This is a genomic window from Haemophilus paracuniculus, from assembly GCF_002015115.1.
Lineage (GTDB): Bacteria > Pseudomonadota > Gammaproteobacteria > Enterobacterales > Pasteurellaceae > Haemophilus_E > Haemophilus_E paracuniculus.
The window spans coordinates 1-14841 of the sequence record NZ_MUYA01000019.1 but is presented as its reverse complement, the minus strand read 5'-3'; the positions used below and the strand labels follow the sequence as shown (position 1 = coordinate 14841).

Sequence of the window (14841 nt, the reverse complement as noted above, 5' to 3'; positions counted from 1 at the left end):
TAAGAATCATTCTCAAAAACAATGAAACCACTCTATATCGCCCTCGCCTTTCTCTGCATCGCCCTCGGCATTGTCGGCATCATCGTGCCAGGGCTACCCACCACCCCATTCCTGTTGCTCGCCCTCTACCTTTTCGGCAAAAGTTCGCCCCGCTTGCAAAGCTGGTTCGTGCAAACCCCGATTTACCAAAAATACCTCAAAGAATACGACCAAAAACGAGCGATGACCCTCAAACAAAAAATCACTATCCTCGCCATCTCCGCCCCCTTCTGCATTTTTGCCTTCTTCGCCATTCCCAACATCTGGGGGAAGTTGTGCTTAATCCTCATTGTGATCGTTCAGTATTGGTATTTCTTTTTCAGAATTAAGACAATTAAATAATAAACAAGCGGTAGGATTTTGGGAAATTTGTAAAGTCAAAGATTGCTTGGCGGACATAAAGTCCGCCACTACGAAATATTATCGTTCTTCAAAAAAGTAATCATCATTCGTAGGGGCGGATTTTATATCCGCCCTTTTTATTAGATTTAATTTCGATTTGTGTAAACCAGAGATCGTTATCGCCCCCTACCCCGCCTTCGGCGGTACTTCCCCCGTAACGGGGGAAGTGGTTGAGCGTAGCGAGACCGAAGGGGGCAAAACAAAATAAGCATTGAATAACGAATGTGGATTATTGATTAGCTTGTTCTGTTTTTATTTTTCTGACGAGGAAATCCAGCACGGCGTTGGTGTAATCATCATTATAGAGGGTGTTTTTCACTAAAATATATTTGCCGTTTAATACTGCCATTGGGCTATATTTGGGGCGGTAAAGTTGGTTAATTTTAATTATTTCATCTACCCGATTTTGCACGGCGGTGGAATTAAATAATTGGTGGAATTGATCGACATTGATATTTTGTTGTTTGAGCCATTGAATAAGGGCTTGATTATTTTTTACGAGGCTATTTTTCTCTTTTTGCCCAACGCTATCAAATAAAAAAAGAGCGTCTAATTCGGGTTTGCCGTATTCGGCGAAAGTAGCGGATAATTTTGTGGTTAATCCACCCGCTTGTAGGCTGCTTGCCGGGGTGCGTTGTAGCACCACTTTGTGGGCGTTGCGTTCGGCGTAGGCTTTGAGGGTGTCATCGGCTGTGAGGCAGGAATCGCAGCCGTAGGTGTAGAAATATTGAATGAGAATTTTGCCGTCTTTCGGCAGTTCGACTTTAACGGGATCGATATAGGAATAGTAACCGCTGCCGTCTTCAAATTGGGGCAGGGGTTCGCCGTTTGCGAGGTTGAGGGATAGCAGGGCGAAGCTAAAAAATAACCATTTTCGTAACATTATTTTTTCCTGAGATGAACTAATTTAATCAATCAAGCACTAATAGTGCGGTGGGGGTGTTTCTTCCGCTTGTGTGGCAATGTTGCTGGCTTGCACGCCTTTGAATTTTTCGGCAAGGTGGCGAAGTTGGGTTTGCAGTTTATCAATGGCAAACTGTTGTTGCACAAGGGATTGATTCAATTCCTCAATCGTTAATTCGTGGAAAGCTAATTTGGTTTCTAATTCGGCAATGCGGGCAAGTAGCTGTATTTGTTCCATTCTTTGCAATAAAAAGGTTGTCTAAATTGGAAATACACTTTACCCTATCCACCTTTCTTTTCAAGCATATTTTACAAAGGAAATAGTATGTTAAAAACTAAACTTTCAGTGATTGCCTTAGCGACTGCGTTGTTCACTTCAACGGCTTTTGCGAACGAGCAGCAAGCGGATCAAAAATTTGTGGACGATTCTTCTTACGCAGTAGGCGTGTTAATGGGTAAAAACATTGAAGGCATTGTGGCTTCACAAAAAGATATTTTCACTTATAACCAAGAAAAAATCTTAGCGGGCGTGCAAGACACCTTGAAAAAAACCGGCAAATTAACCGATGAAGATTTGCAAAAACAGCTTAAATCATTAGATTCTTATTTAATGTCGAAAGAAGAAAAAATCGTGGCTGAGAAAAAGAAAGCGGCGGTGGAAGCAGGCAATAAATTCCGTGCCGATTTTGCGAAAAAAGACGGCGTGAAAACCGCAAAATCTGGCTTGCTTTACAAAGTAGAAAAAGCAGGTGAGGGCGATTCGCCAAAATTGGAAGATAGCGTTAAGGTTCACTATAAAGGTACTTTAACAGACGGCACAACGTTCGACAGCTCTTACGACCGTGGTCAGCCAGTGGAATTCCAACTTAGCCAGTTGATTCCTGCGTGGCAAGAAGCGATTCCAATGTTGAAAAAAGGTGGCAAAATGCAAATCGTTGTGCCACCTGAATTGGGCTACGGCGACCGTCCAGCAGGCAAAATTCCTGCCAACTCAACCCTCGTATTTGATATTGAGTTAATTGATTTTACCCCTGCGAAAAAATAATTTTTTGCCCAGATAAAAATCATCAAAAAGCCCCCGCTTGCACGGGGGCGTTTGGCTTTCTATCGTATGACAAATTTCACCCCTTTTACTGACGAAGATCACGCCATTCTCGCGTCCTATTTCCCCGTGGTGGACGGCATTGCCGCCTTGCTCGGCGAGCATTGTGAGATTGTGCTTCATTCCCTCGAATTTTTGGAACATTCCGCCATTTACATCGCCAACGGGCATAACACCGACCGCAAAATCGGCTCGCCGCTGACGGATAAAGCCTTGCAATCCCTGCACCAAATGAAAACCGACAGCGTGTCGAAGCCTTATTTCACGCGTTCAAAAGGGGGCGTGCTGATGAAGTCGATCACCATTGCGATCCGCAATGCGAAACAGCACGTTATCGGCTTTATCTGCATCAATATCAACCTCGATGTGCCTGCCTCGCAGTTTTTGAGTGCCTTTATCGCCCCGCAAGAGAGCGAAAACAGTGCGGTGAATTTCGCCAGTTCGGTGGAAGATTTGGTGGCTCAAACCATTGATAATACGATTGAGGAAGTGATGGCGGATCGCCAAATTGCCAACAATAATAAAAATCGGCAGATTGTGATCTCGCTGTTTGAAAAAGGGATCTTCGACATCAAAGACGCGATCAACCAAGTGGCGGATCGGCTGGATATTTCTCGCCACACGGTCTATCTCTACATTCGCCAAATCAAGCAGGATCAAGAATAATGCGGTATGTGATTGCGGTAAAACAGGGCGTTTATGGCTCGCAGGGGGCATTTCTCGCCTACCAAGTGGCGGAAGCCTTGATCGCGGCTGGACATCAAATTAGCCAGATTTTTTTCTTCCAAGAGGGGGTGAGCAATGCGAATGGCTTGATTTCGCCCGCCAGCGATGAAGTGAATTTGCAACAAAAATGGCAAAATTTCGCCGAAACCCACCGCTTGCCGTTGCATTTGTGCATCGCCGCCGCCCAACGGCGTGGGGTGGTGGACGAAAGCACCGCCCTGACCGCCCAAACCAACCTCGCCCACGGCTTTACTTTGGCAGGCTTGGGCGAATTTAGCCAAGCCGTTTTAACCGCCGACCGACTTTTGACGTTCTAAGATGAAAAAATATCGCCTCGCTTTTTTATTTACCCAACCGCCCTTTGGTTCGAGCCAGAGCCGAGAGGGGCTTGACGCCCTGCTCGCCGCTTCTGCCTTTTGCGATGAAAACGAAATCGCCATTTGCTTTCTGCACGACGGCGTGTTTAATCTTCGACAAGCCCAACAGCCCGAGCAAATTCTGCAAAAAGACCACATTTCTACCTTTAAGCTGATTGAGCTTTACGAATTAAGCAAATGTTTCGTCTGCCAACAATCCGCCCAACAACGGGGGCTGACCGCCGAAAATTGCCTATTGAGCGAGGTGCAATTTGTGCCACAAAGCGAGATTTTTGCCGTGCTGAACCAAGCCGAGAAAATCCTCACGTTTTGATTTTGTAAGGAAAAACAATGCTTTACACCCTATCCAAAGCCCAATACGACCTCAACGAACTACAAACCACCCTCGCCCAGCTGACCGCCGAAGATCGGCTCGTCCTCTGGCAAGACGGCGTGCTGTTGCCAATTAAATATCCGCAAATTTTCGCCCAAATCGCACCTCTTGCCCTCGCCAATGATGTAATCGCCCGAGGGCTTTCAGACGGCTACCCCTGCCAACAAATCAGCTTGGCGGAATTGGTGGAAATCACAGAAAGGTTTTATCCGCAGGTGGGGTTATAGCAAGGGGTGGGATTTTTAAAAATTTATTTGGGTAAGAAGTGGATTTAATGAAATCAATTTTGGTTTAAATAAACAATGATGAAAATATCTTAATGTTGTATATTTATATCTTTGTTCCAAAATATTTTGATCATTTTTAACCACAGCTTTTATATAATTCAGTAGATATTTACTGAACATTTTCTCAATATGAAAAGCCCTTTCTCTAATATGATCAAAATCTGATTGCGGTGAGATATTATATTTTTCCCCAATATACTCTAAATGTTCAATCACAATCGCTTTTTCAAAATCAAGACCTGTATAAATTGTCTTGTTGTTTGCATTTTGATAGCTTCTAATTTTGAACCCATTTCTTACATTAGAATGTAATGGGATCGCAAATTGTAGCCCATAAACTTCAATACATTTATAGCCATAATGCCCTCTTCCTTTTTTGGGAAAAAGAATTTGGGGATATGTTGAAATAGGATAATCCAAATAGAATTTTTGTGATAAATTGAAAATATGTGGCATCGCTGTTATTCAATAAATTCGCCCATTCTAAAATCATTAGAATGGGCGTTAGTTTCATTTGAGCTTTCAGTTTTTTAAGTGGGGCGGCTCTGCCACCACAAATTTCATTTGGGCTTTCAGTTTTTTAAGTGGGGCAACCCTACCACCACGTTTCAATTATAGCCTATTTTTTCATCATTGCAATAGCCTACCTCAAAATAATTTAGTGGAATTTATGGAAAAGGTTTATCCGCAGGTGGGGCTTTAACAAGGGGTGGGATTTTTGAAAATTTCTTTGGGTAAGCAGTGAATTTGATGAAATAAATTCGCCCATTCTAAATGGTTAGAATGGGCGTTTTTCATTTGGGCTTTCAGTTTTTTAAGTGGGGCAACCCTACCACCACACCTTTAACATTACAGACTATTTACTCATCGCTCGATGTCGGTTCGTAGCTGGCGAGAAAACCATACATATCAAGAATTTTGGCTTTTGAATAGTGATATTTCATAGGTTTACCATCAAAATCACGCACAATAATGCTTTGACTTAATCGGTCAATTTCCGCTTGGTTATCCTGATAAAATTGATGAATAAAGGCTAACGAATTTTCAAATTTACCGAGCTTTTTCTTATTACTTTTTGCTAAGGCGGTAAAGGTCAATCTAAAAAATCGATCGTAGGCTGGGGTAACGGCAAACACGCCTAATAAAATTTTGGTAATCAGTGTTTCAGATACTGATTTATCTTCTTTCCACTCTTTTGGCTTCACTTTATCTTCTACTTCTTTATACAAGCGGATAATTTCCTCTTTTTTATCAAGATAATCAGCCACATCAAGTTTCCATACGGCGTTATCTTGCTGATAAATCCATTGCACCAGTGGTTTTAAATAGGCAGGGTTACATTCAAGTAAAAAACTATTTCGTAACATTCCCCAACTTGCCAAATAGCCCCAAAGCACATAACAACTTTGTTCGATTTGCTGTTTGCTTGGCATATTATCGGCAAGTTTTTCCTTTGTTTGGCGGAAATGTGAATAACAAAGATCAAAGCTATGATAGCGGTGGGTAATTTCTTTGTTACTGATAAATCGTTGCACAACTTTTGTGAGATTTTTCATTACTTTTAATCCTCAATAAATATCAATAAAAAACCACAGCCAAATGATTATTTTATTTGGTTGTGGTTATTCGGCTTTAAAAATACTAGCTTAGTTCTCTTGTATGTTTTGTTGAATAACCAGCCCCACAGAACTTACATTCATAGTGATCTTTCTCAACAACTTTTGTACATTTCACATACCTCGTTTTATAATTTCCTTTTGCTGTTTTCTCATAAACACTTTTACTACCTATATAACGATCTTCCTCTGTTGTATTTACATATTGAAGAGCATCTTCTTTCCCACACTTATCACAAGTATAGAACGCTTTTTCTTTCTCTGCTTCTTCTTGGGCAATACGTCTATCTTTCACTTTTTTATTTATTGCCCTAATAATGCTAGATATAATACCCACTACAATTAGTGCAATTAGCGTAAACAAAATAACTGCAAGAATATCGACTGGATTGACGCGATCAAATAAAAACACAGCAATAACAAAGCCAATAAAACTGATAATTCCCACACCAATAGTGCGAATGATCGCATCAATAAAAGATTTTTCTTTTATCCATAGCAAGATAAAAACCAAGGTTACGACACCCACTAATAATTTGTCTGGGTTCATTGTATATAAAAAAGGCACTGTTGCCCTGATAAAATCCATCATTATGTTTGTCCCTTAATTCAACTCTGTTGTCACTGTTGCCACACTGGTGAAATCACAGTTTTTGCACGCATAGGTTTCTTCTTCAACCACTTTTGTTACCTTAATGTAGCGAGATTTCGTGCCTCTTGCGGTGGTTTCTATAACCTCTTTATTAGCTTGGTAACGATCTGTTGCTTTAATGTCTTTAAGGTAAACATCTTCCTCACCACATTGTGGACACTCAAAATGGTAATCTGCGATTTTTTTCACATTATAAGTAAGGGTATCGTAATAAACTTTATGGTAATCGCATTGAGTGCAACCTATTGCTCTCTCAGAGAACCTTGTCCAAACCTGCATTCTCCGCTCGCAATCCTGCTTGCGATCTTTTATCGTCATCATTCCCTCTAAAGCGTAGGGTGTTGAAGAAGATTCATCCTCTAACTTCTTTAAACTCTCCTTTGTACCACATTGAGGACAGATATTTTTCAATAAAGCATCAACGAAATTATCTTCCTCTTTCATCTCTTCTTGGCGTTTACGTTCTGCTTCTTCCAACTCCTCTTGGCGTTTGCGTTCCGCTTCTTCCAATTCCTCTTGGCGTTTTTGCTTTCTTTCTAAATACCACCCTAAAATAGCGAGTAGAACAACGACAACGCCACCAATTTTAAGCCAATCAAGCCAATTCATAATTTAAGACCTCTTAGAAATACAAAAGACATTTAATTGAACCTTACTATTTTGTTTAGCAGGGTTTGTTTGCCTTATATGTCAATATAAGGCAACCCCCAGTATACTGGGGGAAATTTTTTGTTTATTTTTTAATCTTTATTTTTTAAATAAAATTGGGGTAATTTAAGTATAAAAATAGGAAACAAGCGGTGGGATTTCTGAAAATTTTTGTAATGCTCTTATTTAAAAAGAGGGCGGGGGATTTTTGTGATCTTAAATATCGTATGAGCGTAATTTGGGCTAACAAATCTCCCCTAACCCCTCTTTATTAAAGAGGGGAACAGATCGAGCAAGCGGTGAGATTTTGGGAAAATTTTGCAAAAGAAGAAAAGGCAGAAAAAACAAAACCCCTCGTTTTGCAACAAGGGGTTTTAATTAAGTTTGGTTGATTAAGCTACTGCTTTCTCAACAACACGAACTAAGGTGTGTGATTTGGTTTTTGAAACAGGACGACATTCCTTGATTTCAACTAAATCACCTAATTTAGCTTCGTTATTTTCATCGTGTACGTGAAGTTTTGTAGTACGACGAATAAACTTACCATAAAGTGGGTGTTTAACCGTACGTTCGATAGCAACTACAAATGATTTGTCCATTTTGTCGCTAACTACTCGACCTTGTACTGTACGAATTTTATCAGTCATTACTCACCCGCCTTTTCAGTTAATACAGTTTTAACTTGTGCAATGCTACGACGCACTTGTTTTAACTGATGGGTTTGTTGAAGCTGACCGGTGGCTGCTTGCATACGCAACTTGAATTGCTCACCTAACAAGTTAACCAATTCAGCGTTCAGCTCTTCAACACTTTTTGTACGTAGTTCTTGAGCTTTCATTACATCACCGTCTTAGTTACAAATGTGGTTTTCACTGGAAGTTTCGCAGCGGCTAACGCAAATGCGTGGCGTGCAATTTCTTCAGAAACACCGTCCATTTCATAGAGAACTTTACCCGGCTGGATTAAGGCTACCCAGTACTCAACGTTACCTTTACCTTTACCCATACGGACTTCTAATGGTTTTTCAGTAATTGGTTTATCTGGGAACACACGGATCCAGATTTTACCTTGACGTTTAACTGCACGCGTCATTGCACGACGAGCCGCTTCAATTTGACGAGCGGTTAAACGACCACGACCAACTGCTTTTAAACCGAAAGTACCGAAACTAACTTCTGTACCGCCCGCAATACCACGGTTACGACCTTTGTGGACTTTGCGGAATTTTGTGCGTTTTGGTTGTAACATTCAGTGATTCTCCTTATTTACGACCTTTGCGAGCTGGCTTTTTAGGCTGTGCCGCTGGTTCTTTGTCAGATTCAATCACTGCAGCCATACCACCAAGAATTTCACCTTTGAAGATCCACACTTTTACGCCGATTACGCCGTAAGTTGTGTGTGCTTCAGCCGTGTTATAGTCGATGTCCGCACGAAGTGTGTGAAGAGGTACACGACCTTCACGATACCACTCTGAACGTGCGATTTCTGCACCACCTAAACGACCGCTTACTTCAACTTTGATACCTTTAGCACCTAAACGCATTGCGTTTTGTACTGCACGTTTCATTGCACGGCGGAACATTACACGGCGTTCAAGTTGAGAAGCGATGCTATCTGCAACTAATTTTGCATCTAGCTCTGGTTTTTTCACCTCTGCGATGTTGATTTGAGCTGGCACGCCTGCGATTGCAGATACGGCATTTCTCAATTTTTCAACATCTTCGCCTTTTTTACCGATAACGATACCTGGGCGAGCAGTGTGGATAGTTACACGAATGCTTTTTGCTGGACGCTCGATTGTGATGCGTGAAACAGAAGCGTTCGCTAACTCTTTGTTTAAGAATTTACGTACTTTGAAATCGCCTTCTAAGTTGTCAGCGAAATCTTGTGTATTCGCGAACCAAGTAGAGCTCCAAGGCTTAACAATACCTAGGCGAATACCATGTGGATGTACTTTTTGACCCATTTGCTATTCTCCTACTGATTAACGATCTGACACAACCACAGTGATGTGGCTTGTACGTTTTAAAATACGATCTGCACGACCTTTTGCACGTGGCATTACACGTTTCATACTCGGACCTTCATCTACAAAGATCTTCGTAACTTTAAGATCATCGACATCTGCACCGTCATTGTGCTCTGCGTTTGCGATTGCTGATTCTAAAACTTTCTTAACCAAAGCCGCAGCTTTTTTGTTAGTGAAAGTTAAGATTTCTAATGCAGCAGCAACTTTTTTACCACGGATTAAATCAGCAACTAAGCGAGCTTTTTGTGCAGAAGTACGAGCGTAACGATGTTTTGCAATAGTTTCCATCTTTTACCTCTTATTTCTTAGCTTTCTTATCTGCGGCGTGACCGCGGTAAGTACGAGTCGGTGCAAATTCACCGAGTTTATGACCGATCATTTCATCAGAAACATAAACTGGAACATGCTGACGACCATTATGGACTGCGATGGTCAATCCGATCATTGATGGAATGATCATTGAACGACGGGACCAAGTTTTGATTGGTTTTTTATCCCCGCTTTCCACCGCCTTCTCTACCTTCTTCAACAAGTGTAGGTCAAGGAAAGGACCTTTCTTGAGAGAACGTGGCATGGCTTATCCTCTTATTGATATAAAAAATTATTTACCACGACGACGTACGATGAATTTATCAGTACGTTTGTTATGGCGAGTTTTCTTACCTTTGGTTTGAACGCCCCAAGGTGTTACTGGGTGTTTACCAAAGTTACGACCTTCACCACCACCGTGCGGGTGATCTACTGGGTTCATTGCAGTACCACGAACGGTTGGGCGTACGCCTCTCCAACGTGTTGCACCTGCTTTACCAAGTACGCGAAGCATATGCTCTGAGTTACCTACTTCACCGATAGTTGCAGAACACTCAGCTAATACTTTACGCATTTCGCCTGAACGAAGACGTAAAGTAACGTAGTTACCTTCACGAGCGATAATTTGAACGTAAGCACCTGCTGAACGAGCGATTTGACCGCCTTTACCTGGTTTCAACTCAACGTTGTGAACTGTTGTACCAACAGGGATGTTACGCATTGGTAATGAGTTACCTACTTTAATTGGCGATGAAGCACCCGCTTGAATTTGATCACCAGCAGATAAACCTTTTGGTGCCAAAATGTAACGGCGTTCACCATCTTTATAAAGTACTAATGCGATGTTAGCAGAACGGTTTGGATCGTACTCTAAACGCTCAACAACAGCTGGAATGTCTAATTTGTTACGTTTGAAGTCAATTAGACGGTAGTGTTGTTTATGACCACCACCGATGTGGCGAGTGGTAATACGACCTAAGTTGTTACGACCACCAGTCTTAGATTTAGTATCTAATAATGGTGCATAAGGTTTACCCTTATGAAGTTCTGCATTAACAACTTTAACTACGTGACGACGACCAGCGGAGGTCGGCTTACATTTAACGATAGCCATAGTTTTCTATTCCTCCGTAATTACTCTGCTGCACCTTCAACGAGATCGGCAATTTGCTGACCTTCTTGAAGAGTAACATAAGCTTTTTTCCAGTCACTACGACGACCAACTTTGGCACCACGGCGTTTAGTTTTACCTTTAACAACCACTGTGCGTACAGAATCAACTTTCACTTCGAAAAGTTCAGCAACCGCTTGTGCAATTTCTGCTTTGTTCGCATCTAATGCTACTTTGAATACGATTGTGTTTGATTTTTCTGCGTTGTTTGTCGCTTTTTCAGAGATATGTGGTGCTTTAAGCACTTTTAGCAAACGTTCTTGTTGAATCACGCTAACATCTCCTCAATTTGTTTCACTGCGTCCGCAGTCATCACCACTTTATCGAAAGCGATTAAACTTACTGGATCGATACCTTGCACATCACGCACATCTACTTTGTAAAGGTTGCGTGCTGCTAAGAATAGATTTTCATCTAAGGTTGCAGTGATAATTAACACATCTTCAAGTGCTAATTGTTTTAATTTTTGTACTAAAACTTTGGTTTTAGGTGCATCGATTTCAAACTTCTCAACAACAACTAAACGATCTTGACGAACAAGCTCAGAAAGAATGCTCTTGATTGCACCACGGTACATTTTTTTGTTCACTTTTTGGCTGTGATCTTGTGGTTTCGCTGCGAAAGTTACACCACCAGAACGCCAGATTGGTGATTTGATATCACCAGAACGTGCACGACCTGTACCTTTTTGACGCCAAGGTTTTTTACCTGAACCAGACACTTCTGCACGAGTTTTTTGAGCACGCGTACCTTGACGAGCACCTGCTGCGTAAGCAACAACTACTTGGTGGATCAATGCTTCATTGAACTCACGTCCGAAGGTAGTTTCAGAAACAGCTAGTGCGTTTGCACCTACAACTTGTAATTCCATCTCTATCTCCCGACTTATGCTTTCACTGCTGGTTTAACGATAACATCACTATTAGTTGCACCTGGAACAGCACCTTTCACTAATAATAATTTACGTTCAGCATCAACACGAACAACTTCAAGTGATTGAACGGTTACACGCTCAGCACCTAAGTGTCCAGCCATTTTTTTACCTTTAAACACACGACCCGGGGTTTGGTTTTGACCAATAGAACCGAGAACACGATGTGATAAAGAGTTACCGTGTGTAGCATCTTGGGTACGGAAGTTCCAGCGTTTAACACCGCCAGCAAAACCTTTACCTTTTGAAGTACCAGTAACATCAACTTTTTTAACATCAGTGAAGATGTCAACATTGATTTCTTGACCTAAGGTGAATTCTTCACCCTCAGTACGAAATTCCCATAAACCGCGACCAGCTTCAACACCTGCTTTCACGAAATGACCAGCTTCTGGCTTAGTTACACGACTTGCTTTTTTAGTGCCAGTAGTAACTTGAATTGCAGAATAGCCATCGTTTTCAAGGGTCTTAACCTGAGTAACACGGTTGGCTTCGATTTCGATAACGGTAACTGGAATTGACACACCGTCTTCATTGAAAACGCGAGTCATACCAACTTTACGACCGACTAAACCAATCATTGTAATAACCTCTTAATAATCCCAATTAACCTAGACTAATCTGAACATCAACGCCAGCAGCTAGATCTAAACGCATTAGTGCATCAACAGTTTTTTCTGTTGGTTCAACAATATCAACTAAACGTTTGTGAGTACGAATTTCATATTGGTCACGCGCATCTTTATTAACGTGTGGTGAAATCAATACAGTAAAACGTTCTTTACGAGTTGGTAAAGGAATTGGACCACGAACTTGTGCACCAGTACGTTTAGCTGTTTCTACGATCTCCGCAGTTGATTGATCGATCAAACGATGATCAAATGCTTTCAAGCGGATACGGATTCTTTGGTTCTGCATTAGACCAGAGCTCCAATCAAAATTTAGCTAATAAAAAAACCAAACTACCACTTAATCAATCAGAATAAGGGAGCTTAGCTATACCTGTTATAGTCCCCAAATCGGGAACATTTTCGTGCTACAAAATCTGTAACACCGTTTGGTAAATGATTACACCAAACGACTTCACTCGTCATCATTCTCACGAACGATGTGAGAAAGTGGTGCGGATTTTACACAGAAACTCCCCCCAATGCAAGCACTTTTTGCAGAAAAGTCCTTTTCCTTATTTTTTGTAAGGCATACCCGCTAGACAAAAAAATTTTTAACTTACTGCACTATACCACCATTATTTTTTGAGCCTCATTATTTTTTTCAATTAGTCGATCAGCTTCACATTTTTGAAAAAATCTATTTGAAAATTGCTCGATAAAAAGGTACTAATCTTACCAGTAACAATTATTTATCCAACCATTGTTATAGAAAGGAGAAACTATGAAAAGGATAGACATCGTCAGACTCAAAATGGCTAAGTTGTTCAACCCCATCATTGGTGAAATATCCATAAAAACCTATTTTTCCTATTATGGGGTTGTTAAAAATACCGCAATGTTTGCTCTCTATAAAAAAGATGAAAATGTTTTATGTTTAAGACAAACAAAAAACACTCAAAATCAACTCTGCGGTTATCCATTACTTCAAGAAGAAAAAATAAAAAATTATCATATCGTACCGCTTGCAGAAATAAATTTACAAGCGTGGGGAAAACTCATCACACAAATTATTCAGGATATTCGTCAAGAAAAAGTTGATGAAAAAATAGAAAAAAAGCAAGCGATCCGCACTTTATTATCGATGAATATCAATATGGAAAGAATGTTGCATCGAAATGGCATTAAAACGGTGAAAAAATTATTTGCCCTAGGCCCAATAAACACCTTCGTTCATTTAGTTAAAAATGGCAACGAAGGTTCTGAAAATTTATTATATAAATTATATAGTGCCATTAACAATATTTATGTTGAGAATATTCCCGAAAGTAAAAAGCGAGAATTACTCAAAGAAGCCGATGAAGCTCTTTATAAAGCAGGGTTACGTAAACGCTTTAATGTTGAATAAATAAATTTTTCACATAACTCTCTGCAAAAATTTAAGTTCTCTTTTTGTCATAGAGCTCTAAATCTAATGAACTTCCCTCGCTTTTGGAGGGAAGTAGTTGAGTATAGCGAAATCGAAGGAGGCAACAAACATCAAATTGATGAATAGGCAAGCGGTGGGATAATCCAAAATTTTCGATTATCTTACCGCTTGTTGTCCTTTTGACATTGTTCTGTTTTATCCCCTCGCCTTAGGCGAGACTTCCTCCGTAAATAGGAGCAAATTTTATTTTGTGGAACTTTGAAATCTTTTTTCGCCAGAGAGACTGATCTACTCTCACTTGTGGAGGAGCAGCTTGACCATAGGGAACCACAAATGCAAAATCACACAGATTTTTAATCTCCAACGAAAATACAATAATGTTCAGGGAACTCTCTATATTGAGCTAATACCAATTAAGGAAGATAGTAAAATTCAACCTAAGTATTGAGATTGGAAGTTGTTTGGATAGATCTTTTTGGGAGGTATATTGGTTTTTGTGTTGATTAGGCAGATAAGCTATGAATTTTAGAGGGTACGATTAGTTGATTGCTATAACTAAAAAGAGCTAACGAACACTAGTAGCGATTTCTTTTTTCAAGCTCTTAGATACATTTGGGGCGTTTAAAAATAGATTACCAATGAATGAAGGAAGGAAGAAATGGAATTCTATTATTTTATCTATAAAAGTTACCCTAAATTTATTAAACCGATAGCTTCGGTGGAATTTTTACTAACAAATGCACATAATCAACCTGTACATTTAATTCCACTATCGCTATCTTTAATTGCTCACATAACATCCTTATATGATCATATACCTCTTCTTACATTCTCTTTCAACCCAACATAGTACATCCGTGTCCAAATTAAACGATATTGGCAATACCAAATAACCTGCGATGATTTTGCAAATCGACTCATAGTTTTTTCCTTTTATTGGTTATGGGGATAACTTTCTAGGAAAATTTTCTATGAGTTTTTTATTCAGCCAAAGCCTTGTATATTTTGATAAGTAACGATAAATATTCATACGACACCTTTTAAAGTTTTACAGCCTTGGTTTACTTGTTATGTCAATAACAAGTAAAGGGATTATAATCCCTTGCAAAAATAAAAAATTGCTTATTTTTGATATAAAAAAACCACCTTTTAGTTTAGTGGTTTTTCTTTTTTATTTCTTTTACTTTGGTCTGCAAGCGGTGGGATTGGTGGGATTTCTTAAAATTTCCCAAAATCCGC

24 protein-coding genes and 1 pseudogene are annotated in these 14841 nt (G+C 40.1%); 7 read left to right on the top strand and 18 right to left on the bottom strand.

Going from position 1 to position 14841, the window contains the following annotated elements:
- The first annotated feature begins 21 nt into the window (after nt 1-21).
- Nucleotides 22-381: a YbaN family protein gene (locus B0187_RS09770; protein WP_078237664.1), complete on the top strand. Its 360-nt coding sequence runs from the start codon at nt 22-24 to the stop codon at nt 379-381.
- Nucleotides 382-670: 289 nt separating this feature from the next.
- Here the strand turns inward: B0187_RS09770 and B0187_RS09765 are convergent, their stop codons facing one another.
- Entirely contained in the window at nt 671-1324 is a 654-nt protein-coding gene (locus tag B0187_RS09765; RefSeq protein ID WP_078237663.1) for a thioredoxin domain-containing protein, read from the bottom strand.
- A gap of 39 nt (nt 1325-1363) precedes the next feature.
- Complete coding sequence (locus B0187_RS09760; RefSeq protein WP_078237662.1) at nt 1364-1582, bottom strand: SlyX family protein; 219 nt, start codon at nt 1580-1582, stop codon at nt 1364-1366.
- Between the two features lie 87 nt (nt 1583-1669).
- On the opposite strand from B0187_RS09760, the gene fkpA reads away from it, so the two are divergent.
- The 5 genes from fkpA (at nt 1670) to B0187_RS09735 (ending at nt 4149) form a co-directional block, all read left to right on the top strand.
- Nucleotides 1670-2389, top strand: coding sequence for an FKBP-type peptidyl-prolyl cis-trans isomerase (gene fkpA, locus B0187_RS09755; RefSeq protein ID WP_078237661.1), 720 nt, complete (start codon nt 1670-1672; stop codon nt 2387-2389).
- Between the two features lie 66 nt (nt 2390-2455).
- Entirely contained in the window at nt 2456-3112 is a 657-nt protein-coding gene (locus B0187_RS09750; protein ID WP_078237660.1) for a helix-turn-helix transcriptional regulator, read from the top strand.
- Nucleotides 3112-3489: a sulfurtransferase complex subunit TusD gene (gene tusD, locus B0187_RS09745; protein WP_078237659.1), complete on the top strand. Its 378-nt coding sequence runs from the start codon at nt 3112-3114 to the stop codon at nt 3487-3489. Before B0187_RS09750 ends, tusD begins: the two co-directional genes overlap by 1 nt.
- 1 nt (nt 3490) lies before the next feature.
- The gene (gene tusC, locus B0187_RS09740) at nt 3491-3862 is read left to right on the top strand and encodes a sulfurtransferase complex subunit TusC (protein ID WP_078237658.1); all 372 of its coding nucleotides are present in this window, start codon (nt 3491-3493) and stop codon (nt 3860-3862) included.
- 17 nt (nt 3863-3879) lie between these two features.
- Nucleotides 3880-4149, top strand: a complete 270-nt coding sequence (locus tag B0187_RS09735) for a DsrH/TusB family sulfur relay protein (protein ID WP_078237657.1) — start codon at nt 3880-3882, stop codon at nt 4147-4149.
- Nucleotides 4150-4164: 15 nt separating this feature from the next.
- Here the strand turns inward: B0187_RS09735 and tenpIN are convergent, their stop codons facing one another.
- The 15 genes from tenpIN to rpsJ all read right to left on the bottom strand — a co-directional run bounded on the left by tenpIN (nt 4165) and on the right by rpsJ (nt 12483).
- Nucleotides 4165-4665 (bottom strand): type III toxin-antitoxin system TenpIN family toxin, encoded by a 501-nt coding sequence (gene tenpIN / locus B0187_RS09730; RefSeq protein WP_078237656.1) that lies wholly within the window; start codon nt 4663-4665, stop codon nt 4165-4167.
- 404 nt (nt 4666-5069) lie between these two features.
- On the bottom strand, nt 5070-5765 hold the full coding sequence (locus B0187_RS09725) for a hypothetical protein (protein ID WP_078237655.1): 696 nt from the start codon (nt 5763-5765) through the stop codon (nt 5070-5072).
- Between the two features lie 85 nt (nt 5766-5850).
- Complete coding sequence (locus B0187_RS09720) at nt 5851-6417, bottom strand: hypothetical protein (protein ID WP_078237654.1); 567 nt, start codon at nt 6415-6417, stop codon at nt 5851-5853.
- A gap of 12 nt (nt 6418-6429) precedes the next feature.
- Nucleotides 6430-7086 carry a hypothetical protein gene (locus tag B0187_RS09715; protein WP_078237653.1) on the bottom strand — a complete coding sequence of 219 codons (657 nt, stop codon included), beginning with the start codon at nt 7084-7086 and terminating at the stop codon, nt 6430-6432.
- 431 nt (nt 7087-7517) lie between these two features.
- Nucleotides 7518-7772, bottom strand: coding sequence for a 30S ribosomal protein S17 (gene rpsQ, locus B0187_RS09710; RefSeq protein ID WP_078237652.1), 255 nt, complete (start codon nt 7770-7772; stop codon nt 7518-7520).
- Nucleotides 7772-7963: a 50S ribosomal protein L29 gene (rpmC, locus tag B0187_RS09705; RefSeq protein ID WP_005717924.1), complete on the bottom strand. Its 192-nt coding sequence runs from the start codon at nt 7961-7963 to the stop codon at nt 7772-7774. The genes rpsQ and rpmC overlap by 1 nt, the downstream gene beginning before the upstream one ends.
- The gene (gene rplP / locus B0187_RS09700; RefSeq protein ID WP_005818321.1) at nt 7963-8373 is read right to left on the bottom strand and encodes a 50S ribosomal protein L16; all 411 of its coding nucleotides are present in this window, start codon (nt 8371-8373) and stop codon (nt 7963-7965) included. The genes rpmC and rplP overlap by 1 nt, the downstream gene beginning before the upstream one ends.
- A 13-nt stretch (nt 8374-8386) precedes the next feature.
- Nucleotides 8387-9091: a 30S ribosomal protein S3 gene (rpsC, locus tag B0187_RS09695; protein ID WP_078237651.1), complete on the bottom strand. Its 705-nt coding sequence runs from the start codon at nt 9089-9091 to the stop codon at nt 8387-8389.
- Between the two features lie 18 nt (nt 9092-9109).
- The gene (rplV, locus tag B0187_RS09690) at nt 9110-9442 is read right to left on the bottom strand and encodes a 50S ribosomal protein L22 (RefSeq protein WP_018652710.1); all 333 of its coding nucleotides are present in this window, start codon (nt 9440-9442) and stop codon (nt 9110-9112) included.
- Nucleotides 9443-9452: 10 nt separating this feature from the next.
- A complete protein-coding gene (rpsS, locus tag B0187_RS09685) occupies nt 9453-9728 on the bottom strand; it encodes a 30S ribosomal protein S19 (RefSeq protein WP_005539416.1) in 276 nt (91 codons plus the stop codon).
- A gap of 27 nt (nt 9729-9755) precedes the next feature.
- The gene (rplB, locus tag B0187_RS09680; protein WP_018652709.1) at nt 9756-10577 is read right to left on the bottom strand and encodes a 50S ribosomal protein L2; all 822 of its coding nucleotides are present in this window, start codon (nt 10575-10577) and stop codon (nt 9756-9758) included.
- A 20-nt stretch (nt 10578-10597) separates the two neighbouring features.
- Complete coding sequence (gene rplW / locus B0187_RS09675) at nt 10598-10903, bottom strand: 50S ribosomal protein L23 (RefSeq protein WP_211272725.1); 306 nt, start codon at nt 10901-10903, stop codon at nt 10598-10600.
- Complete coding sequence (rplD, locus tag B0187_RS09670) at nt 10903-11505, bottom strand: 50S ribosomal protein L4 (protein ID WP_078237649.1); 603 nt, start codon at nt 11503-11505, stop codon at nt 10903-10905. The genes rplW and rplD overlap by 1 nt, the downstream gene beginning before the upstream one ends.
- 14 nt (nt 11506-11519) lie before the next feature.
- Nucleotides 11520-12146 (bottom strand): 50S ribosomal protein L3, encoded by a 627-nt coding sequence (gene rplC, locus B0187_RS09665; protein WP_078237648.1) that lies wholly within the window; start codon nt 12144-12146, stop codon nt 11520-11522.
- A 25-nt stretch (nt 12147-12171) separates the two neighbouring features.
- Nucleotides 12172-12483: a 30S ribosomal protein S10 gene (gene rpsJ, locus B0187_RS09660; RefSeq protein WP_001181005.1), complete on the bottom strand. Its 312-nt coding sequence runs from the start codon at nt 12481-12483 to the stop codon at nt 12172-12174.
- Nucleotides 12484-12957: 474 nt separating this feature from the next.
- Here rpsJ and B0187_RS09655 point away from each other — a divergent pair, with 474 nt between their 5' ends.
- On the top strand, nt 12958-13581 hold the full coding sequence (locus tag B0187_RS09655; protein ID WP_078237647.1) for a TfoX/Sxy family DNA transformation protein: 624 nt from the start codon (nt 12958-12960) through the stop codon (nt 13579-13581).
- Between the two features lie 722 nt (nt 13582-14303).
- On the opposite strand, the pseudogene B0187_RS10475 reads toward B0187_RS09655, so the two are convergent.
- Nucleotides 14304-14411: pseudogene (locus B0187_RS10475) on the bottom strand (transposase); the annotation flags it as partial.
- Between the last annotated feature and the right edge of the window lie 430 nt (nt 14412-14841).